Annotated in this window: 22 protein-coding genes; 18 read left to right on the top strand and 4 right to left on the bottom strand. The window is 45.2% G+C overall.

From position 1 onward, the window contains the following. Positions 1–22: 22 nt before the first annotated feature. Positions 23–958 carry a cysteine synthase A gene (gene cysK / locus NSU05_RS14980; protein ID WP_003229237.1) on the bottom strand — a complete coding sequence of 312 codons (936 nt, stop codon included), beginning with the start codon at positions 956–958 and terminating at the stop codon, positions 23–25. A gap of 148 nt (positions 959–1106) precedes the next feature. Between cysK and thpR the strand changes: the two genes are divergently transcribed. From thpR to NSU05_RS14955, 5 genes are all read left to right on the top strand, one after another. Beyond that, entirely contained in the window at positions 1107–1658 is a 552-nt protein-coding gene (gene thpR, locus NSU05_RS14975) for an RNA 2',3'-cyclic phosphodiesterase (protein ID WP_029726422.1), read from the top strand. 25 nt (positions 1659–1683) lie between these two features. After that, positions 1684–2598, top strand: coding sequence for a hypothetical protein (locus NSU05_RS14970; protein ID WP_029726421.1), 915 nt, complete (start codon positions 1684–1686; stop codon positions 2596–2598). A gap of 48 nt (positions 2599–2646) precedes the next feature. Further along, complete coding sequence (locus NSU05_RS14965) at positions 2647–3576, top strand: diacylglycerol kinase family lipid kinase (RefSeq protein ID WP_003229243.1); 930 nt, start codon at positions 2647–2649, stop codon at positions 3574–3576. Between the two features lie 25 nt (positions 3577–3601). After that, complete coding sequence (gene pulA, locus NSU05_RS14960) at positions 3602–5758, top strand: type I pullulanase (RefSeq protein WP_038429478.1); 2157 nt, start codon at positions 3602–3604, stop codon at positions 5756–5758. A gap of 179 nt (positions 5759–5937) precedes the next feature. Continuing rightward, positions 5938–6735, top strand: a complete 798-nt coding sequence (locus NSU05_RS14955) for a phosphotransferase family protein (protein ID WP_009967993.1) — start codon at positions 5938–5940, stop codon at positions 6733–6735. Here the strand turns inward: NSU05_RS14955 and NSU05_RS14950 are convergent, their stop codons facing one another. Then, positions 6736–7014 carry a YtzH-like family protein gene (locus NSU05_RS14950; protein ID WP_003237926.1) on the bottom strand — a complete coding sequence of 93 codons (279 nt, stop codon included), beginning with the start codon at positions 7012–7014 and terminating at the stop codon, positions 6736–6738. A 206-nt stretch (positions 7015–7220) separates the two neighbouring features. Between NSU05_RS14950 and trmB the strand changes: the two genes are divergently transcribed. The 3 genes from trmB to NSU05_RS14935 all read left to right on the top strand — a co-directional run bounded on the left by trmB (position 7221) and on the right by NSU05_RS14935 (position 10560). Beyond that, complete coding sequence (gene trmB / locus NSU05_RS14945; RefSeq protein WP_004398646.1) at positions 7221–7862, top strand: tRNA (guanosine(46)-N7)-methyltransferase TrmB; 642 nt, start codon at positions 7221–7223, stop codon at positions 7860–7862. Positions 7863–7931: 69 nt separating this feature from the next. Then, positions 7932–8777 (top strand): MBL fold metallo-hydrolase, encoded by an 846-nt coding sequence (locus tag NSU05_RS14940; protein WP_038429477.1) that lies wholly within the window; start codon positions 7932–7934, stop codon positions 8775–8777. A gap of 82 nt (positions 8778–8859) precedes the next feature. After that, a complete protein-coding gene (locus NSU05_RS14935) occupies positions 8860–10560 on the top strand; it encodes an NAD-dependent malic enzyme (RefSeq protein WP_038429476.1) in 1701 nt (566 codons plus the stop codon). A gap of 52 nt (positions 10561–10612) precedes the next feature. Here NSU05_RS14935 and NSU05_RS14930 read toward each other — a convergent pair whose 3' ends face one another. Then, positions 10613–10930 (bottom strand): PepSY domain-containing protein, encoded by a 318-nt coding sequence (locus NSU05_RS14930; RefSeq protein ID WP_014480575.1) that lies wholly within the window; start codon positions 10928–10930, stop codon positions 10613–10615. 158 nt (positions 10931–11088) lie between these two features. Between NSU05_RS14930 and NSU05_RS14925 the strand changes: the two genes are divergently transcribed. Further along, positions 11089–12162, top strand: coding sequence for a M42 family metallopeptidase (locus tag NSU05_RS14925; protein ID WP_014480574.1), 1074 nt, complete (start codon positions 11089–11091; stop codon positions 12160–12162). Between the two features lie 54 nt (positions 12163–12216). Here the strand turns inward: NSU05_RS14925 and NSU05_RS14920 are convergent, their stop codons facing one another. Then, positions 12217–12663, bottom strand: coding sequence for a YtoQ family protein (locus NSU05_RS14920; protein ID WP_003229263.1), 447 nt, complete (start codon positions 12661–12663; stop codon positions 12217–12219). Between the two features lie 78 nt (positions 12664–12741). Between NSU05_RS14920 and NSU05_RS14915 the strand changes: the two genes are divergently transcribed. From NSU05_RS14915 to ytxJ, 9 genes are all read left to right on the top strand, one after another. After that, the gene (locus NSU05_RS14915) at positions 12742–12858 is read left to right on the top strand and encodes a hypothetical protein (RefSeq protein ID WP_004399150.1); all 117 of its coding nucleotides are present in this window, start codon (positions 12742–12744) and stop codon (positions 12856–12858) included. 38 nt (positions 12859–12896) lie between these two features. After that, positions 12897–13220 carry a thioredoxin family protein gene (locus tag NSU05_RS14910; RefSeq protein ID WP_003229265.1) on the top strand — a complete coding sequence of 108 codons (324 nt, stop codon included), beginning with the start codon at positions 12897–12899 and terminating at the stop codon, positions 13218–13220. A 14-nt stretch (positions 13221–13234) separates the two neighbouring features. Continuing rightward, entirely contained in the window at positions 13235–14044 is an 810-nt protein-coding gene (locus tag NSU05_RS14905; protein ID WP_009967991.1) for a DUF1444 domain-containing protein, read from the top strand. A 15-nt stretch (positions 14045–14059) separates the two neighbouring features. After that, entirely contained in the window at positions 14060–14665 is a 606-nt protein-coding gene (gene ytpR, locus NSU05_RS14900; RefSeq protein WP_038429475.1) for a YtpR family tRNA-binding protein, read from the top strand. A 159-nt stretch (positions 14666–14824) separates the two neighbouring features. Then, positions 14825–17683: a DNA translocase SftA gene (gene sftA / locus NSU05_RS14895; protein WP_038429474.1), complete on the top strand. Its 2859-nt coding sequence runs from the start codon at positions 14825–14827 to the stop codon at positions 17681–17683. 249 nt (positions 17684–17932) lie between these two features. Beyond that, positions 17933–19231, top strand: a complete 1299-nt coding sequence (gene murC / locus NSU05_RS14890; RefSeq protein WP_038429473.1) for a UDP-N-acetylmuramate--L-alanine ligase — start codon at positions 17933–17935, stop codon at positions 19229–19231. A 161-nt stretch (positions 19232–19392) separates the two neighbouring features. After that, positions 19393–19815, top strand: a complete 423-nt coding sequence (locus NSU05_RS14885; protein ID WP_003229276.1) for a DUF948 domain-containing protein — start codon at positions 19393–19395, stop codon at positions 19813–19815. 30 nt (positions 19816–19845) lie between these two features. Beyond that, positions 19846–20301: a YtxH domain-containing protein gene (locus tag NSU05_RS14880; protein WP_004398549.1), complete on the top strand. Its 456-nt coding sequence runs from the start codon at positions 19846–19848 to the stop codon at positions 20299–20301. A gap of 23 nt (positions 20302–20324) precedes the next feature. After that, a complete protein-coding gene (ytxJ, locus tag NSU05_RS14875; protein WP_038429472.1) occupies positions 20325–20651 on the top strand; it encodes a bacillithiol system redox-active protein YtxJ in 327 nt (108 codons plus the stop codon). Positions 20652–20672: the final 21 nt, after the last annotated feature.

The following is a 20672-nucleotide window of genomic DNA, read 5'->3' as shown; positions in this document are numbered from 1 at the left end:
TCTGCTGAAGCCAGTCCTTTTTTTAAATAAATGACCATAAATCAGTTGATAAGTACCGTTCTCCTGTATCAGCTGTCATGCAGACCACAACTTTGTCAGGAGAGAGGCGTTTCGCTGTTTCGATTGCCGCGAAGCAGGCAGCGCCTGATGAAGGACCGACAAGAATTCCTTCTTCAGCAGCGAGCCGTCTTGTCGTCGTATACGCGTCTTCATCAGAGATTTTGATAATTTCATCATAAACGTCTTCATTTAAAATCGGCGGTATAAAGCCTGGGCTCGTTCCTACAAGTTTATGCGCGCCAGGTTTTCCGCCGGATAATACAGGCGAACCCGCTGGCTCAACAACATGAACCGTGATATCCGGAAAAAGCTCTTTGAGCGCCTCACCTGTTCCGGTAATAGTTCCGCCCGTTCCAGAGGAGGCGACAAAAGCGCCGAGCGGTTTTCCGATTTCCTCTATTGCCCGGGCGATTTCAGGCGCTGTTGTTTTCCGGTGCGCATCAGGATTGGCAGTGTTATCGAACTGCATTGGAATATAGCTGTTCGGAATTTGTTCGGCAAGCTCCTTCGCTTTTTTGATGCTGCCCGGCATTCTTTCCTCTCCGGGAGTTAATACAACCTCTGCGCCGTAAGCTTTAAGCAGGTTGATCCGTTCCTTCGTCATTGTATCAGGCATAACTAAGATTGCTTTATATCCGCGTGCTGCCGCATTCATGGCGAGCCCGATTCCGGTATTTCCGCTTGTCGGCTCTATAATAACTGATCCCGGCTTGAGTAAACCGTTTTGTTCAGCTTCTATGATCATTTGATAAGCGGCTCTGTCTTTCACACTGCCGCTCGGATTGAAAAATTCAAGCTTTAAATAGACTTGTGCCGCATTTTCCGGCTGAAGCCGATTCAATCTCACTAGCGGTGTATCTCCTATCAGATCAGCTGTGTTTGCAACGATTTTCAACATTGTCATTCCTTTCTGAATAAAACAAGTGTCATATAATATCCTAACATAATAAACGTTTGTGCGAGAGTGTTTTCATACACTGTTCCTCTATCCGCACAGCCTCTTTATTGATAAAATAATAGCTGTCAAAGAAGGGAGTGTCAGACGGATGCCAGATATACGGCCTCATTATTTCATCGGCGTTCCCATACCTGAGGGAATTGCAAATCCGATCTACCAGGCTGCGAAAAACGAACCGGTATTGACGTTTCAAAAATGGGTGCACCCACTTGACTATCATATCACGTTAATTTTTCTCGGAGCGGCGGATGAGACACAAATAAAGAAGCTTGAAGGTTCGCTAGCAGAGATTGCTTCAGAAATTGACCCATTTTCAATTGAGTTTGACAAGATAGATGTATTCGGCGACCGCAGAAGGCCGCGCGTTTTACATCTGGAGCCAAAGAAAAACAAAACGCTTGATAGACTGCGGGAACATACGAAGCAGGCTGTCCTTCAGGCCGGCTTTCAAGTGGAAAAAAGACCGTATCATCCTCATATGACGCTGGCAAGAAAATGGACAGGCGAAAATGGATTTCCAGCTCATGTTCCGTTTGAAAGCGGCGAGGTTTCGATGATGGCTGAACGATTTTCGCTCTTTCAAATACACTTGAACCAATCACCAAAATACGAGGAAATATTCAAATTTCAATTATCTTAATTCATTGCGGAGTGGAGAAACAAACATGGCACAAATCATCAAAATTCATGATTATATATCGAGATATGAGCTTGATCCGTACCATTATATCAACCAGTTTGTACGTCTGAAAAAAGAGCGCTGGCTTTCACTAGTAGAAGCAGCGGAGCGCCAGCATGAAGAAAGGCAAGCCAGAGCTGAAGAACCGGAACCGGTGCAGAAACGAAAAAAATTTTCATTGAAAAGAAGAAAAGAAGAGATAAAAGCCGATATACAAGAAGAGAGACACCAATGGTTTGAGGACGAAGAAGATATTCATGTAAGGCTCCCGAAGAGCAGAGTGGCGCTTGCTTCTTTTTATAAAAGACATTTATATGATTTTCAGCTCAAATGGGCAAGCTCTACTCTTTCAGAAATATCTCAACTCTCAAACCAGGTGAAGCAGGACCGCATTTTGCGTTATCTGACCCAGCAGCTGCCTGATTCTTATTTTATTATGTATAAGCCTGTGCTGAAAATTCAGCAGGCGGCGGTTGAATTAAGCATTGTGATTATTTCTCCTCTGGAAATTTATTGCGTTTCTTTTTTAGAGGCTGAGGAAGACAGTGTCTACATAGGGTCTAAAAATCGTTTTTGGGACAAGAAAACAGCCTCTCAGACTGCATCAGTGTTAAATCCAGGGCTTAGCCTGTTTCGCACGGACTCGGTTGTGTCGAAGATCGTAAAGGAAAAACAGGCTGAGATCCCGGTTCGAAAATTGCTTCTGAGCAGAACGTCGTACATCGATTACCCGGAGCCGCCATACGGCTTAGAAATAGCGGATAAGCGGAGCGCGGAAGAATGGATTGAGCGGCAGAAGAAAAACACTGCTCCGATCAAACATCATCAGGTAAAGGCTGCAAAGGCTCTATTGTCTTACTGCATGTCTGACTCCTATCGCAGACAGGAGTGGCTGGAGTAAAAGAGAACGATTTGAGCGGTTTTCTCATAACATAAGCAGGTGAGAAAGATGAGCCATTGGTTTTTTATTATTAATCCGACAGCAGGACATCGAAACGGCCTGCGTGTTTGGAAGTCCATTCAAAAAGAATTGATCAAACGAAAGGTTGAGCACCGTTCATTTTTAACTGAACATCCGGGACACGCCGAGGTGCTCGCCAGACAGATTTCAACGATACAGGAATATAAGCTGAAGCGCCTGATCGTCATTGGCGGAGACGGAACCATGCATGAAGTTGTCAACGGGCTGAAAGATGTTGACGATATTGAGCTGAGCTTTGTGCCGGCGGGCGCATATAATGATTTTTCGCGAGGATTCTCTATTAAAAAAATCGATCTGATACAGGAAATCAAGAAGGTAAAGCGCCCGTTAACAAGAACCTTTCATTTAGGGAGCGTCAATTTCCTTCAGGATAAATCACAGATTCTTTATTTTATGAATCATATCGGGATCGGGTTTGACGCATATGTCAATAAAAAGGCGATGGAATTTCCGTTGAGACGGGTTTTTCTTTTTCTCCGCCTTCGATTTCTTGTGTATCCGCTTTCTCATTTGCACGCTTCGGCAACCTTTAAGCCGTTTACGTTAGCTTGTACGACGGAAGACGAGACGCGCGAATTTCATGATGTCTGGTTTGCCGTTGTATCCAACCATCCGTTTTACGGGGGAGGCATGAAGGCGGCGCCCCTAGCAAATCCGCGCGAGAAGACATTTGATATCGTAATCGTTGAAAACCAGCCGTTTTTGAAAAAATATTGGCTTTTATGTCTCATGGCATTTGGAAAACATACAAAGATGGATGGCGTTACGATGTTTAAAGCGAAGGACATTACATTTTACACGAAGGACAAAATCCCGTTCCATGCTGACGGAGAAATCATGGGCACTACCCCGTTTCGTCTGGCATCTAGTCCTTCACCCCTAAGAATCAAAACATAAACGTGTTTGAAGGAGAGAGCTTCCGATGGTCAGCATCCGCCGCAGCTTCGAAGCGTATGTCGATGACATGAATATCATTACTGTTCTGATTCTTGCTGAACAAAAGGAAATCATGACACCGCCGTTTCGGCTTGAGACAGAAATAACAGATTTTCCTCTGGCTGTCAGGGAGGAATACTCCCTTGAAGCAAAATACAAGTACGTCTGCGTATCCGACCATCCTGTGACATTTGGAAAAATCCATTGCGTCAGAGCATCCAGCGGCCACAAAACGGATCTCCAAATTGGCGCGGTCATCCGGACGGCAGCGTTTGATGACGAATTTTATTATGACGGAGAGCTGGGCGCCGTTTATACCGCGGATCATACCGTATTTAAAGTATGGGCGCCTGCTGCAACCTCAGCTGCTGTCAAGCTTTCACACCCCAATAAAAGCGGGCGCACATTCCAAATGAATCGCTTGGAAAAGGGTGTCTATGCTGTTACGGTCACGGGTGACCTTCACGGGTATGAGTATTTGTTTTGCATCTGCAACAATTCAGAATGGATGGAAACCGTTGACCCGTATGCCAAGGCTGTGACTGTAAATGGAGAGAAGGGCGTCGTCTTGCGCCCGGATCAAATGAAATGGACTGCTCCTCTTAAACCATTCTCACACCCTGTGGATGCCGTCATCTATGAGACGCATCTTCGCGACTTCTCCATCCATGAAAACAGCGGCATGATAAACAAGGGAAAATACTTAGCGCTGACGGAAACTGATACACAAACCGCAAATGGTAGTTCTTCGGGATTAGCGTATGTAAAAGAGCTTGGTGTGACACATGTGGAGCTTCTGCCGGTGAATGATTTTGCCGGAGTTGATGAAGAGAAGCCGCTTGATGCATACAATTGGGGATATAACCCGCTTCATTTCTTTGCCCCGGAGGGAAGCTATGCCTCAAATCCTCATGATCCTCAAACGAGAAAAACAGAGCTGAAACAAATGATCAATACCCTGCATCAGCACGGTCTGCGAGTCATTCTGGATGTTGTTTTTAACCATGTGTATAAGAGGGAGAATTCCCCCTTTGAAAAGACAGTGCCCGGTTATTTTTTCCGGCACGACGAATGTGGGATGCCATCAAACGGCACCGGCGTTGGCAATGATATCGCATCAGAAAGAAGGATGGCAAGAAAATTCATTGCGGATTGCGTGGTCTATTGGCTTGAAGAATACAACGTTGACGGCTTCCGCTTTGATCTCCTCGGGATTTTAGATATTGACACCGTGCTTTATATGAAAGAGAAAGCAACTAAGGCAAAGCCCGGAATCCTGCTTTTTGGAGAAGGGTGGGATCTGGCTACACCGCTGCCGCATGAACAGAAAGCTGCTTTGGCGAACGCGCCAAGAATGCCGGGCATCGGCTTTTTTAATGATATGTTTCGTGACGCTGTAAAAGGGAACACCTTTCACCTTAAGGCAGCAGGGTTTGCGCTCGGCAGCGGGGAATCAGCACAAGCTGTGATGCATGGAATTGCCGGGTCTTCCGGATGGAAGGCATTAGCACCGATTGTTCCGGAACCAAGCCAGTCCATCAATTATGTCGAATCACACGATAATCACACCTTTTGGGATAAAATGAGCTTCGCGCTTCCTCAAGAAAATGACAGCCGAAAGCGAAGCAGGCAAAGGCTTGCAGCCGCGATTATTTTGCTTGCCCAAGGGGTGCCGTTTATTCACAGCGGCCAGGAATTTTTCCGGACGAAGCAGGGAGTGGAAAACAGCTATCAATCCAGTGACAGCATCAACCAGCTCGACTGGGATCGCCGTGAAACATTCAAAGAAGATGTTCACTATATCCGCAGGCTGATCTCGCTGAGAAAAGCGCATCCTGCATTCCGTCTTAGGTCCGCTGCAGACATCCAGCGCCATCTTGAATGCTTGACGCTAAAAGAACACCTTATCGCATACAGGCTTTATGATCTTGACGAGGTTGACGAATGGAAAGATATCATTGTTATCCATCACGCGAGTCCAGACTCCGTCGAGTGGAGGCTGCCAAACGACATACCTTATCGGCTTTTATGTGATCCATCAGGATTTCAGGAAGACCCGGCAGAAATCAAGAAAACGGTTGCAGTAAACGGCATCGGAACGGTTATCTTATATTTAGCATCAGATCTTAAGAGTTTTGCTTGACGAAGTTTGTGCTATAGCGCTAAAATTTAAAGGACGGCTATTGATTAGCATATGAGACTCTCAATAGCTGTCTTTTTTATTTTTATACGATTCGTACGAAAAAGGCATTCGCTGGATAGACTAGAAACGATTAGCCTTAATTCTAAAATATTTTAAGAAATGATGGGTTGAACATTGATATGAACTGGTTGGGACAATTACTAGGTAGCGATTGGGAGATCTTCCCCGCCGGAGGAGCTACAGGAGATGCATATTATGCGAAACATAACGGGCAGCAGCTTTTTTTAAAACGTAATAGCTCACCTTTTTTAGCTGTTTTATCCGCCGAAGGCATTGTTCCGAAGCTGGTTTGGACAAAACGGATGGAAAATGGGGACGTCATTACGGCCCAGCACTGGATGACCGGCAGAGAGCTGAAGCCTAAAGACATGAGCGGACGGCCCGTTGCTGAATTGCTTCGTAAAATACACACATCAAAAGCCTTGCTGGACATGCTGAAGAGACTTGGAAAAGAACCGCTGAACCCGGGGGCTCTTTTGTCTCAGCTGAAGCAGGCTGTATTTGCTGTGCAGCAATCTTCGCCGCTGATTCAAGAAGGGATCAAGTATTTGGAAGAACACCTGCATGAAGTGCATTTCGGTGAGAAAGTCGTTTGCCATTGTGATGTCAATCATAATAACTGGCTATTGTCTGAAGACAACCAGCTGTATTTAATTGACTGGGACGGCGCCATGATCGCTGATCCGGCGATGGACCTCGGGCCTTTGCTGTACCACTACGTCGAAAAGCCAGCTTGGGAGAGCTGGCTGAGCATGTACGGCATAGAGCTGACAGAAAGCCTTCGGTTGCGAATGGCTTGGTATGTGTTATCTGAAACAATTACTTTCATTGCCTGGCATAAAGCAAAAGGCAATGACAAGGAATTTCATGATGCAATGGAAGAGCTGCATATCCTCATGAAACGAATTGTTGATTAATCAGGAATACGAATCCATTTGCTCTACCCATTGAGACAGGCTGTTCTGATGCTCTTGTATGTGTGAGTCGATGGATTTGGACGATATTCCTGATTGGCTGTAGCGGTAAACATCTTCAAGCACGTTTTTGAAATTTGAATCAAGCTCGGTGTTTGCCATCAGTGATTTAATCACACGCTCAAGCTGCTCGTACTCTGCGACTGTTCCGCAGCAGTCCAATTGATGGTCAGTCAATATATCCTTCAATAAATGAACTTGATGCTCATAATGTAAACCCATAACGGTACACATCCCTTCAGTATCATACGGGTTAAATTGTTCAAAACAGAGCGTTTTTATACATGTGAAAGGAGTGTTCCAGCCGACGGGACCCTCTTTTTTTATGCGCTCGGCCTTAAGAGAGATACACTGGAAAAACGAGCTTGCGGGTCTTTTTAATTCATGGTATGTTGTTAGTCGAAATAATAGATAGAGGTGTCAATCATATGAGAATGCGCCACAAGCCTTGGGCTGATGACTTTTTGGCTGAAAACGCAGATATTGCCATCAGCAATCCTGCTGATTATAAAGGGAAATGGAACACAGTGTTTGGCAACGACAATCCGATCCATATCGAGGTTGGTACAGGAAAAGGCCAATTTATTTCTGGTATGGCCAAACAAAATCCCGACATCAATTATATTGGTATTGAGTTATTTAAAAGCGTCATCGTGACAGCCGTCCAAAAAGTAAAAGACAGCGAAGCGCAGAATGTAAAGCTTCTGAATATAGATGCGGACACGCTGACGGATGTGTTTGAGCCGGGGGAAGTGAAACGGGTCTACTTGAACTTTTCTGATCCTTGGCCGAAGAAACGGCATGAAAAACGCCGCCTGACATATTCCCACTTCCTCAAAAAATATGAAGAAGTAATGGGCAAAGGCGGATCGATTCATTTTAAAACGGACAACCGAGGTTTATTTGAGTACTCTTTGAAGAGCTTCTCTGAGTACGGCCTCCTGCTGACATACGTCAGTCTCGATTTGCATAACAGCAATCTGGAAGGCAATATTATGACAGAATATGAAGAAAAATTCTCTGCACTCGGCCAGCCGATCTATCGGGCTGAGGTTGAATGGAGAACGTAAAGACAGACTCTGACAGGAGTCTGTTTTTTTTATGGGCCGTTTGCTACCATGATGACAGGGGGGATGAAAATGGAAACAATGAAAATTGGAAACATCACGTTGACCTGGCTTGACGGAGGCGTGACGCATATGGACGGAGGCGCCATGTTCGGCGTTGTGCCAAAGCCGCTTTGGTCTAAAAAATATCCAGTCAATGAAAAAAACCAGATTGAACTAAGAACAGACCCTATTTTGATTCAAAAGGATGGGCTCAATATCATCGTTGACGCCGGAATTGGGTACGGCAAGCTGACTGATAAACAAAAACGAAACTATGGCGTGACACAAGAGTCGAATGTGAAACCATCGTTAGCAGCACTCGGATTAACGGTTGCCGATATAGATGTGATCGCAATGACACACCTTCATTTTGATCATGCATGCGGTTTAACGGAGTATGAAGGTGAACGGCTCGTCTCTGTCTTTCCGAATGCAGTAATTTATACATCAGCTGTTGAATGGGACGAAATGCGCCATCCGAATATCAGGTCGAAAAATACGTATTGGAAAGAAAATTGGGAGGCTGTAGCTGGCCAAGTCAAAACCTTTGAAGACACCTTAACGATCACAGAGGGTATTACAATGCATCACACCGGAGGCCATAGCGACGGACACAGTGTCCTGATATGCGAGGATGCGGGTGAAACTGCCGTACATATGGCAGATCTGATGCCGACACATGCCCACCGCAATCCGCTATGGGTGCTGGCTTACGATGATTATCCGATGACCTCTATCCCGCAAAAGCAAAAATGGCAGGCGTTCGCAGCAGAAAAAGACGCTTGGTTTATTTTTTATCATGATGCCGAGTATCGCGCCCTTCAATGGGAGGAGGACGGAAGCATCAAAGATTCAGTCAAGCGAATGAAGCAATAGCATATTTTTATGTTTACCCTGCATGTTTTCCGGCTAATAATGCAAACCTAGTACTAATTATGCTCAGAAAGGAAGAGGCAGGGTGAAACAATTCAGAGTAACAAACGAAGGAGACATTCAAACAACATTAAGAGGCCTTGAAGTGCTCTCTGTTCCTTTTTTGAACAAAGGTGTTGCTTTTACTGAGGAAGAAAGAAAAGAACTTGGTTTAAAAGGCTTTCTGCCGCCCAAGGTATTAACAATTGATGAGCAGGCGAAAAGAGCGTATGAGCAATATTCCGCACAGCCTGACGATTTGAGCAAAAATGTCTATTTAACGGCGCTGCACGATCGGAATGAAACGCTGTTTTACCGCCTGTTAAATGACCATTTAGGGGAAATGCTCCCGATTGTCTACACACCGACAGTCGGAACGGCAATCCAGAGATACAGCCATGAATACAGAAAACCACGAGGGCTCTATCTGTCAATCGATGACCCGGACGGTATGAAAGAAGCATTTAAACAGTATAAAGATCAAAGCGATACGATCGATTTAATTGTTGCAACTGATGCAGAAGGAATTTTAGGAATCGGTGACTGGGGCGTCGGAGGAATCGCGATTTCTATTGGCAAGCTGGCGGTTTATACAGCGGCTGCGGGCATTGATCCGAGCAGAGTGCTGGCTGTTGTTTTAGATGCGGGGACAAATCAGGAGAGCCTCTTAAACGACCCGCTTTATGTCGGCAACCAGCATTCCAGAGTGCGCGGGGAACGTTATGACCAATTTATTGACGACTACGTTGCGCTGGCGAGAGAAACATTTCCGAATGCATTGCTGCATTGGGAGGATTTCGGGGCGAAAAACGCGCGAAGCATTTTGAAACGCTATAAAGATAAAGTGTGTACCTTCAATGATGATATCCAAGGAACTGGCGCTGTTTCTTTGGCCGCAGTCTTATCCTGTGCAAAAGCGTCTAAAGTTCCGCTGAGAGATCACAGAGTTGTTATATTCGGAGCGGGAACGGCAGGAATCGGAATTGCCGAACAGCTGCGGGAAGCATTGGTGCGCGAGGGACTGAGTGAAGAAGAATCATACAAGCGCTTCTGGTGCATAGACAGGAACGGGCTGTTAACAGATGATATGGATCAGCTTCTTGATTTCCAAAAGCCGTATGCCCGTTCGGCTGATGAAGTGAAGGATTATCAGCGGAACGGAGACGGCGGAGGCATTGATCTTCTTGAAGTGGTCCGGCAGGCGAAACCGACGATCCTGATCGGCACATCTACGGTTTCCGGCGCTTTCACTGAAGAAATTGTAAAAGAAATGGCGTCACATGTGAAACGGCCGGCGATTTTGCCAATGTCAAATCCGACAACTCTTTCTGAAGCAAAGCCGGAGGATTTAATCGAATGGACAGAAGGCCGTGCGCTGATCACGACAGGAAGCCCGTTCCCGCCAGTTGAATATAACGGAGTTACGTATCATATCGGGCAGGCAAACAACGCGCTTGTCTTCCCTGGTCTCGGTCTTGGCACGATTGTTACCAAATCAAAATTAATTACCGACGGCATGTTTGAAGCATGTGCCCGGGCAATCGCAGGTATGGTCAATGTCGGGGTGCCTGGTGCGCCGATGCTTCCAAAAGTTGAAGATTTGCGCACTGTTTCGGCAACCGTTGCTGTTGAAGTTGCAAAAACCGCAATGAAGGAAGGCGTCGCTACGGAAGAGCCTGAAGACATTATACAGGCAGTGCAGGATGCGATGTGGTATCCGGTATACAAACCGATTCGCGCGATATAATAAAAAAGAGCCGCTGCGTGGGCAGCGGCTTCTATTTTTTGCTTGTCCGGTGTTAAGAGGCGATTGTATCAATGACATCAACAATTTCTCCCGTTTTGGCATCCACCATCACTTCATACTGTTCTAATTCTCCGAAAGCTGATCGTGTAATGCCGGTTTTGTATACCTGTACCGTTTCTCCGTTAATATTGTAAGGCTCCGGCTGGGTGTAAATCCATGATCCGTCAATCGGGCCCCGCTGCTTAAAAGCAGACTTTACAATTCGAAGCGCTTTTTCTGAAGAAATATAAGGCTTCATCACATATTGTTTCACAACGACAGCCGCACAAATTCCAAGTCCTGCACCTAAAAGAAGATGACGCAATTTCAAAATAAAGCACCTCCTGGTTGATCGTACTTTTCATTATACAGAAACAGCCAAATCCTGTTAAGCAATACGCGGCTGATCGAGCAGATTCGGTCAGGGTGCTTGGAAAACTTCATTGTTTCTAATAAAATAAAAGGACTACATAGAAATGAGGGGAAAACATGAATCAAGAAACGAAAGCGCTTTTCCAAACACTGACGCAGCTTCCCGGCGCGCCGGGCAATGAGCATCAGGTTCGTGCTTTTATGAAGCAGGAGCTAGCCAAATATGCCGATGACATCGTTCAGGACAGACTGGGAAGTGTTTTCGGAGTCAGACGAGGCGCAGAGGACGCACCGAGAATTATGGTAGCCGGGCACATGGACGAAGTCGGCTTCATGGTGACATCCATTACAGACAACGGGCTGCTCAGATTCCAGACGCTCGGAGGCTGGTGGAGCCAGGTTTTGCTTGCGCAGCGGGTTGAAATTCAAACAGATAACGGGCCGGTTCCGGGTGTGATTTCAAGCATACCGCCGCATTTATTGACAGATGCGCAGCGAAACCGTCCGATGGATATCAAAAACATGATGATCGACATTGGAGCGGATGATAAGGAAGACGCCATCAAAATCGGCATTAAACCGGGACAGCAGATCGTGCCTGTTTGTCCGTTTACGACGATGGCGAATGAAAAGAAAATTTTATCAAAAGCATGGGATAACAGATATGGATGCGGCTTAAGCATTGAACTTCTGAAGGAATTACACGGTAAAGAGCTTCCGAATACACTCTATGCGGGTGCAACGGTTCAGGAAGAAGTAGGGCTAAGGGGCGCGCAGACGGCTTCTCATATGATTAAACCGGACTTGTTTTTCGCCCTTGACGCCAGCCCGGCAAACGATATGAGCGGAGACAAAAATGAATTCGGCCAGCTTGGAAAAGGCTTTTTGCTGCGCATTCTTGACAGAACGACAGTCATGCATCGCGGAATGAGGGAATTCGTTCTTGATATGGCTGAAACGCATGATATTCCATATCAATATTTTGTATCCGGCGGGGGAACAGACGCAGGCAAGGTTCATATTTCGAACAGCGGTGTGCCGTCAGCGGTTATCGGAATATGTTCCCGCTATATTCATACAAACGCTTCTATCATTCATATTGATGATTATGCTGCTGCTAAAGAAATGCTCATCAAACTTGTAACAGCCTGCGATAAGCAGACGGTGGATGCGATTAAAGAAAATATGTAGGTTTCATAAAAGCTTGTTGAACGAGCAGTAAGCCCGGATCGACAAGCTTTTTTCTTATTCTGTTTCAAATAGATAGGAAAGGGCCTTAATAGCTTGGTTAACGGTTTCAACCGTAATATTCGCTTTATTGGAAAGCTCTTTTAAAGGATGGTGGAGCGATTCTGGCCGGATGATAATCAGGGGTTTTCCTTTTGCGATCGCATATGATGCATCCATTGCCGTGTTCCACTGTTTGTACTTTTCGCCAAACAGGGCGATCACAAAGTCTGCTTTATTCATCAGGACGGCGGTTCTGAAGTTGTTGATGTCAGAGGCTTTGTCATCCTTTAAAACGGCATTTGGCTGTACGCCCATAATTTCTTCACCAATATTGTCTGAGCGGTCATGATTCTCCATCGGGCCAACAAACGTAATAGGGAGCTTCAGTGATTTTGTTTTTTCTTTAATTTCCTCGCGCCAATTGCTGTGGATTTCTCCTGCTAAATAGACGATAAACTCCATATAAAAATCCCTCCTTATGTATGTCCATCTGTAAATTTTACCCTCATGTACACGATGTTAAACGAAACGAGCTTGATAATGCAAATAAAATATGATAATGATAATGGGAAAGCCAATCTTACATATTCATTCGTTGCATATAAGTGGTTTTGCCTCAAGCAGTTTGGTATGATCCAAATGGACGAGTATCGATAAAAAACATGTAAGAACATAAACAACTGGAGGGATATGAAATGAAAAAAATTGAATCAACTCAAGAGCTGGAAAAAGCGGTAAAGGATGATTGGTCTGTATTTATGTTTTCAGCCGATTGGTGCCCGGATTGCCGTTTTGTAGAGCCTTTCCTGCCTGAATTGGAAGCGAATTTCCCTGAATTCACCTACTACTACGTAGACCGTGACAAATTCATTGATACATGTGCAGAGTGGGAAATTTACGGAATCCCAAGCTTTGTGGTGTTTAATGAAGGAAAAGAAGTAAATCGTTTTGTGAGCAAAGACCGCAAAACAAAAGAAGAAATTGAACAGTTTTTAACAGACTCTCTCGCTAAAGCGTAAAGGAGGACATCGGTTTGAAAATGACCTCAAGGAAGCTGTCAGATATACTGAAACAGCGCCTTCAGCACGAGAATCGCTCCTTTCTGTTTGACAGAGAAAAAGACACCCTCCGTGTTGAGGATCAAACGACTAAAAAAGGGATTACACTCGATTTGCCGCCGATTATTGCAAAATGGGAACTGAAAAAAGACGAAGCCATTGATGAGATCGTGTACTATGTCTCTGAAGCGATGACGGCAATGGAAGGGAAGGCTCAGGAAATGACCGGGAAAGAAACTCGCATTTATCCGGTCATCCGCTCGACTTCCTTCCCGGACAAGTCCAGTGAAGATATCCCGCTCATTTATGACGATCATACCGCAGAGACAAGAATTTATTACGCGCTTGATCTCGGGAAAACCTACCGTTTAATTGACCAGCGCATGCTTGAGAAAGAAAACTGGACAAAAGAGCGGATCAGAGAGACGGCCGCATTTAATCTCCGTTCCCTGCCGACGGTTGTCAAAGAAGATACGGTTGCCGGCAATTACTTTTATTTCTTCAGGGCAAACGACGGATACGACGCAAGCCGGATTTTGAACGAAGCGATCTTAAATGAGTATAAGCAGCATGCAGAAGGGGAGCTGGCGATCTCTGTTCCTCATCAGGACGTTTTGATTCTTGCTGACATCCGGAATGAATCGGGGTATGATATTCTAGGACAAATGTCGATGAGCTTCTTTGCAGGCGGCACCGTCCCGATTACCGCCCTTTCATTTTTGTACAATGAAGGAAAGCTGGAACCGGTGTTTATCCTGGCGAAAAGCCGTCCGAAAAAGGATTAGAAAGGATTTTTACTTATGAACGCTTTTTATAATAAAGAAGGTGTGGGAGACACGCTCCTGATCTCTCTTCAAGATGTGACACGCGAACAATTAGGCTATGAAAAACACGGCGACGTCGTCAAAATTTTCAATAACGAAACAAAAGAAACAACGGGCTTCAACATTTTCAACGCGTCTTCTTACTTGACTATTGATGAAAACGGCCCTGTTGCGCTCTCAGAAACATTCGTGCAAGATGTGAATGAGATTTTAAACAGAAACGGCGTTGAAGAAACATTAGTCGTTGATTTATCTCCGAAGTTTGTTGTGGGGTATGTAGAATCAAAAGAAAAACATCCGAATGCGGATAAATTAAGCGTATGTAAAGTCAACGTAGGAGAAGAAACGCTTCAGATCGTCTGCGGCGCGCCTAACGTTGACCAAGGCCAAAAAGTTGTCGTTGCCAAAGTCGGTGCTGTGATGCCTAGCGGACTTGTCATTAAGGATGCAGAGCTTCGCGGCGTTCCGTCAAGCGGGATGATCTGCTCAGCGAAAGAGCTTGATTTGCCGGATGCCCCTGCTGAAAAAGGAATCCTTGTGTTAGAAGGAGACTATGAGGCAGGAGACGCATTTCGGTTTTAGACTCCCATAAATCCGCCAAAAAAAACGAATCATGTGAAAAGCCGCTAAGCCCTTGTTTAGCGGCTTTGTTTCTGCTGATAGCTTAATCTTTTCTGGGCCGACCAGCAGTGGTATACTAAAAACCGTCCCAGAAAACTATAAGGGAGTTAGAGATAAATTATGAGTTGGCTTCATAAATTTTTTGATTTGTTTTTAGGCGAAAGCGAAGAGGATGCTGAACGGGAGACAAAACCCGCTCAAATTCCGCAGCAACAAGAAGTACATCATCCTGAAGGACAATTAAAAAGATTGGAAGATCCTAAAATATATTATGAATATCCAAAAGGCAAATTCCGTTTTCCAGTCGTGCCTGACGGATACAAAAATCATGACCTGAGAAGGCGCCGCACACCATCGGACGAACCGAAATCCGCGCCTCGTCCAAGTGCTGCACCTTACAGAGAGCGTCCCAGAAATGAAGAAGAGCAGCATACATATCAAGCAGCAGAGCCGGCGAAGAAACCGTTTAAACCGACAAATATCCCTTCGCCTGTCTATGGATTCAATCAAAAACCATCTGTTAAAAAGGATGTGCCGAAAAAGCCTTCTGAAACATTGAACGAACCGGATAAATCGGTAAAAGAGAAGGTAACACTGCTGTCAGAAGAGATCGAACGTGAACGCGGCTATCCTGCTTCAGACACACAGGCGCATTCCAAAAAAGAAAGTCCTTTCTTCCCGGATACCCAATTTGAAAAACAGCCTTCTGGCGTTTTAAACAGAAAGGATACGGAGAATGATGAGGCGCTGGCGAAAAGGCCAGCCGAGCCGTCAGGTAACAAAGTGCCATTTGAGTCAGGCGTTCAACAGCCGGAAGAAGAGGAGCCTTCCTTCCCAGCTGAACATGCCGAAGAGCAAACACCGCCTGAGATGCTCACAGATACGGCGGCTGAAGGGCTTTCAGACAGTGAAGTAGGCCGCGAAGAGCCTGCAACGGCTGAGGAAGAACAAAGGGAGCAGCAGCCAGAGAAATTTGAAGAGCCTGTTTTCTCCGCTGAACTTGATGAAGAGCAAACAGCTCCTGAATCTCAGACAGAGGCAATATCTGAGGATGAAAAAGCAAAAGAGCCGTCAGACAGCCCAGTATACAATCATCATGAAAACGCGGAAGAAGGTGCTGAGTCCCCGTTCGTTCAAGAAGAACAAATGGACATTCGTCAGGAAGAGCCTTTATTTACTGATCATGAGTATTCATCAGAGGCTCTGGCTCAAGCAGAAACTGTGGCAAAAGAATCAGAAGAGCCATCAGACAGCATAATAAATAATCATTATGACATCCTGGGAGAGGCTCAGGAAACGAAGATAGATGTTCAGCCAGACAGCCATACAGAGCTTGAGAAAACTGAACACATGGAGCAGGGTTCCAAATCGTTTACTGCAACTCTTGAAAACCGGCAGGGAATTCGCGCAGACAAACCTCGCGAAGCTTCAGAAGAGCCGAAAAAAAGGCCTGGTGTACAGGAGAAAAGGACTGAACAAAGCGCATCTTCTCAAAAAGGGCCATCCGTTCCTTTTAATGTGATGATGCTGAAAAGAGATACGCATAAACAGCAAAAAGCAGAGGAGCGCCGCGGCAGCTATGTATTTCCGAATGTTGCACTGCTTGATGTCCCGCCAGCGCAGGTTCAAGATGATACTGCGTGGATCGAAGAACAGCGTCAGCTTCTTGATTTAACCTTGAAAAACTTCAATGTCCGCGCCAATGTGGTCCATGTAACCCAGGGTCCGTCTGTCACGAGATTTGAAGTGCATCCTGAACCAGGTGTAAAGGTGAATAAAATCACCAACTTGTCCGATGATATTAAACTCAGTCTCTCAGCGAGAGATATTCGGATTGAAGCGCCGATTCCGGGGAAAAACACGATCGGAATTGAAGTGCCGAACCGCACGAGCAAGGTGGTTGATTTGCGCCAAATGATTCGCAGCTCAGCTTTCAGGACAAGCAAGTCACCGCTCACAGCTGCGCTGGGATTAGATATTTCAGGAAATCCTGTTGTTATCGACTTGAAGAAAATGCCGCATGGCTTGATTGCCGGTGCTACAGGCTCCGGAAAAAGCGTATGCATCAATACAATATTAGTCAGCCTGCTTTATAAAGCTGACCCGAGTGAGGTAAAGGTGCTGCTGATTGATCCGAAAATGGTAGAGCTGGCCCCTTACAATAAAATTCCTCACCTCGTCAGCCCGGTCATTACTGACGCCAAAGCGGCTACAGCTGCTTTGAAATGGGTCGTTGAGGAAATGGAGCGCCGCTATGAGCTTTTTGCCCATTCAGGTGTCCGCGATATTGACCGCTTTAATCAATTAACCGCTGAACACCAAATGGGTGAAAAGCTGCCATATTTAGTTGTCATTATTGATGAGCTTGCAGATTTGATGATGGTGGCTCCAAACGATGTGGAAGAAAGCATTGCGCGGATCGCCCAAAAAGCCAGAGCGTGCGGTATCCATCTTCTCGTCGCAACTCAGCGTCCGTCAGTCGATGTCATTACAGGTCTGATTAAGGCGAATATCCCAACGAGAATCGCCTTTTCTGTTTCAAGCCAGGTTGATTCCCGAACAATTATCGACATAGCCGGTGCAGAAAAGCTTCTCGGAAAAGGGGATATGCTCTTTTTGGAAAACGGATCGGGAAAACCGGTTCGTCTGCAAGGTAACTTTGTGTCAGACCGGGAAATCGACCGCGTCGTTTCCCACGTCAGAAGCCAAATGCCGCCGACCTATTTATTTGAACAAGAAGAGCTCGTAAGACAAGGATCTGCCCTGAAAGAAGAGGACGAACTGTTTTACGAAGCGTGTGAGTTTGTTGTAGAGCAAAACAGTGCGAGCACTTCAAGCCTGCAAAGAAGATTCAGAATCGGTTACAATCGTGCGGCAAGGCTGATCGACATGATGGAAGCGGAAGGCATGATCTCTGAGGCAAAAGGAAGCAAGCCTCGGGAGGTGCTGATCACAGCAAGTGATTTAATAAACGAATAATATGGGTTCATTTTCACACCAAACATGGTATGATAGTGTTTAGAGCATTTAACAGCTATGCCGCTTTACAGCAGCTGTGCATAGACAAATCTTGATATCTGGGTTTAATCGGAAAGAAATAACCTGATACTAAACATAACAAAACATATAAAATACGCCGCTAAGGGAGGCTTTTCAGCCGCCGCGGTCGCAAATTGAAATGAGCGTCATATACTGGGGAACAGATAGACGTTTGTTGGAGGTACAATTATGACTGTTTATCATTTTGTTGGAATAAAAGGGACCGGTATGAGTCCGCTTGCCCAAATACTTCATGATAATGGATATACTGTCCAAGGATCGGATATCGAAAAATTTATTTTTACGCAAACAGCGCTTGAAAAAAGAAATATTACGGTTCTTCCTTTTAGCGCGGAGAATATTAAACCCGGCATGACAGTCATCGCCGGAAACGCATTCCCAGACACGCATCCTGAAATAGAAAAAGCGATGTCTGAGGGAATTCCGGTGATACGTTATCATAAGTTTTTAGGCGACTACATGAAAAAATTCACGAGTGTTGCCGTTACGGGCGCACACGGCAAAACGTCGACTACGGGTCTGCTGGCTCACGTGATCCAAAACGCAAAACCGACGTCTTTCTTAATCGGAGACGGAACAGGCCAGGGAAATGAAAACAGCGAATACTTTGTGTTTGAAGCGTGCGAATACCGCCGCCATTTCTTAAGCTATCAGCCAGATTACGCGATTATGACGAATATTGATTTTGATCACCCTGATTACTTCTCAAGCATTGACGATGTATTTGACGCTTTCCAAGAGATGGCTCTTCAAGTCAACAAAGGCATTATTGCCTGCGGAGACGACGAGCATCTGCCGAAAATCCATGCGAACGTCCCGGTTGTGTATTATGGCACGGGGGAAGAAAATGATTTTCAAGCGAGAAACATCGTAAAAAGCACGGAAGGGACAACTTTTGATGTCTTTGTCCGCAATACGTTCTATGATACGTTTTATATTCCTGCGTACGGCCACCACAATGTATTAAACTCATTGGCGGTCATTGCGTTATGCCATTATGAAGAAATTGATTCCAGCATCATTAAGCATGCTCTCAAATCCTTTGGGGGCGTCAAACGCAGATTCAATGAGAAGCAGCTTGGGGATCAAGTGCTGATTGATGACTATGCCCATCATCCGACAGAAATAAAAGTGACAATCGAGGCGGCAAGACAGAAGTATCCTGATCGGGAAATTGTCGCGGTATTCCAGCCTCATACATTTACACGGACGCAGCAGTTCCTTGACGAATTTGCAGAAAGCCTGAGCGGCGCCGACTGTGTGTATTTATGCGATATTTTCGGCTCAGCCCGTGAGAATGCCGGAAAGCTGACGATCGGTGATCTCCAGGGAAAAATTCATAATGCCAAGCTGATTGAAGAAGATGACACATCTGTTTTAAAAGCTCATGATAAAGCCGTTCTCATCTTCATGGGAGCAGGAGATATCCAAAAATATATGAGAGCCTACGAAAACGTCATGGCATAATAAAAAGCAGTGATCTCACTGCTTTTTATTTATCTGATGGGAAAGCTTATTAAAGGATTTTCTTACATAACGGAGAATAGTATGTATACAGCCCAGTACACATGTTTATGATTGAAGAAAACGGGTAAACAGCAGTATATCCTGCAGCAAGGAGGTTTGAGATGATTATTATTCTTTATTTGAGCGTTGCACTCATCGCAGTTGCATTTCTCGTATTAGTGATCTACTTGTCTAAAACATTGAAGTCATTGCAGCTGACACTAAAAAACGTCGCATCCACTCTTGAAGGGCTGGAGGGACAAATGAAGGGCATCACAACTGAAACAGCCGAGCTTTTACATAAGACCAACCGCCTGGCTGAAGATATTCAGGAAAAATCAGAAAAGCTGAACACGGTCGTTCATGCTGTTCAAGGAGTGGGAGCTTCTGTACAGCAGTTCAATACATCCATGAAACAAGCGGCAGGGTCTGTATCGGCATCAGTTAGAGAAAATCAAGATAAGATCAATCAAGTTGTCACATGGAGTCAAGCAGCAATGGAAATTTGGGAGAAATGGAAGCAAAAGAAAAAATCAGCCCTGTAAGAGAAAAAAATACTAAGAGGAGGAATAATGATGAGCAAAGATGGAATTAATAGTAAAGATTTTTTAATCGGAACTTTAATCGGGGGAATCATCGGTGCCACTACAGCTCTTTTTCTAGCGCCTAAATCAGGCAAAGAACTTCGCGACGATCTTGGCAGCCAAGCTGTTGCTTTACGGGACAAAACTGATAAAATGACGGCAGATGCGAAGGAAAAAGGCACGCAATATGTCAGCATCGCAAAAGACAAAACTTCCAACATCACACAGCTTGTAGCGGATCAGTCTGGGCAGATCATGAACAAGGTAAAGGATTTAAGAGACCGTTCCAAATCTGACAAAACGGATTCATCGACTGCAATGCAAGATATGAGGGAAGAAGCGATGCAGGCAGCTGATGAAACAAAAGATCAAGTCCTCCAGACGAAAGAAGATGTAAAAGACGAACTGAAAGATGCACAAAAACAGGCTGAGCAGTTGAATCGCTGAGCAGGGAAGGAAGAGCTTGAGTCATGGCTAAACAGCTTATTCAATCTGAGGAAGAATTTAAACGGATTGCAGAACAGGAAGGCGTTTTCGTCTTCTTTAAACACAGCACCACATGCCCGATCAGCCAGGCAGCATTTCATGAGTTTGATGCCTTTGCAAATCAGCATGAGGATGTGCCGGCTTACTATCTTCAAGTACAAGAAGCCCGGCCGCTGTCAAATTTCATTGCAGAAACATATGAGGTCAAGCATGAAAGCCCTCAGATATTCATCATCCAGAACGGTGAAGTGAAATGGCATACCTCACATTCACAAATTACAGAAGCCGCTATTGAGCAGCATTTGTCATAGAAAAAAGCGTCCAGATATCAT

The organism is Bacillus sp. EU52 (assembly GCF_037964975.1).
In the GTDB taxonomy this organism is placed as follows: Bacteria; Bacillota; Bacilli; order Bacillales; family Bacillaceae; genus Bacillus; species Bacillus subtilis.
The sequence above is the reverse complement of the archived record's forward strand: the minus strand, read 5'-3'. Positions and strand labels throughout refer to the sequence as shown.

Bases quoted from the DNA above. Each gene is read 5' to 3' on its own strand.
- NSU05_RS14950 (WP_003237926.1), bottom strand. From the start codon at position 7,014: ATGGGTTTACATTATGAGCATCAAGTTCATTTATTGAAGGATATATTG.
- NSU05_RS14885 (WP_003229276.1), top strand. From the start codon at position 19,393: ATGATTATTATTCTTTATTTGAGCGTTGCACTCATCGCAGTTGCATTT.
- NSU05_RS14880 (WP_004398549.1), top strand. From the start codon at position 19,846: ATGAGCAAAGATGGAATTAATAGTAAAGATTTTTTAATCGGAACTTTA.
- ytpR (WP_038429475.1), top strand. From the start codon at position 14,060: ATGAACGCTTTTTATAATAAAGAAGGTGTGGGAGACACGCTCCTGATC.
- NSU05_RS14970 (WP_029726421.1), top strand. From the start codon at position 1,684: ATGGCACAAATCATCAAAATTCATGATTATATATCGAGATATGAGCTT.
- NSU05_RS14965 (WP_003229243.1), top strand. From the start codon at position 2,647: ATGAGCCATTGGTTTTTTATTATTAATCCGACAGCAGGACATCGAAAC.
- NSU05_RS14955 (WP_009967993.1), top strand. From the start codon at position 5,938: ATGAACTGGTTGGGACAATTACTAGGTAGCGATTGGGAGATCTTCCCC.
- NSU05_RS14920 (WP_003229263.1), bottom strand. From the start codon at position 12,663: ATGGAGTTTATCGTCTATTTAGCAGGAGAAATCCACAGCAATTGGCGC.
- NSU05_RS14940 (WP_038429477.1), top strand. From the start codon at position 7,932: ATGGAAACAATGAAAATTGGAAACATCACGTTGACCTGGCTTGACGGA.
- NSU05_RS14915 (WP_004399150.1), top strand. From the start codon at position 12,742: ATGCAAATAAAATATGATAATGATAATGGGAAAGCCAATCTTACATAT.
- NSU05_RS14910 (WP_003229265.1), top strand. From the start codon at position 12,897: ATGAAAAAAATTGAATCAACTCAAGAGCTGGAAAAAGCGGTAAAGGAT.
- sftA (WP_038429474.1), top strand. From the start codon at position 14,825: ATGAGTTGGCTTCATAAATTTTTTGATTTGTTTTTAGGCGAAAGCGAA.
- murC (WP_038429473.1), top strand. From the start codon at position 17,933: ATGACTGTTTATCATTTTGTTGGAATAAAAGGGACCGGTATGAGTCCG.
- ytxJ (WP_038429472.1), top strand. From the start codon at position 20,325: ATGGCTAAACAGCTTATTCAATCTGAGGAAGAATTTAAACGGATTGCA.
- thpR (WP_029726422.1), top strand. From the start codon at position 1,107: ATGCCAGATATACGGCCTCATTATTTCATCGGCGTTCCCATACCTGAG.
- pulA (WP_038429478.1), top strand. From the start codon at position 3,602: ATGGTCAGCATCCGCCGCAGCTTCGAAGCGTATGTCGATGACATGAAT.
- cysK (WP_003229237.1), bottom strand. From the start codon at position 958: ATGTTGAAAATCGTTGCAAACACAGCTGATCTGATAGGAGATACACCG.
- NSU05_RS14925 (WP_014480574.1), top strand. From the start codon at position 11,089: ATGAATCAAGAAACGAAAGCGCTTTTCCAAACACTGACGCAGCTTCCC.
- trmB (WP_004398646.1), top strand. From the start codon at position 7,221: ATGAGAATGCGCCACAAGCCTTGGGCTGATGACTTTTTGGCTGAAAAC.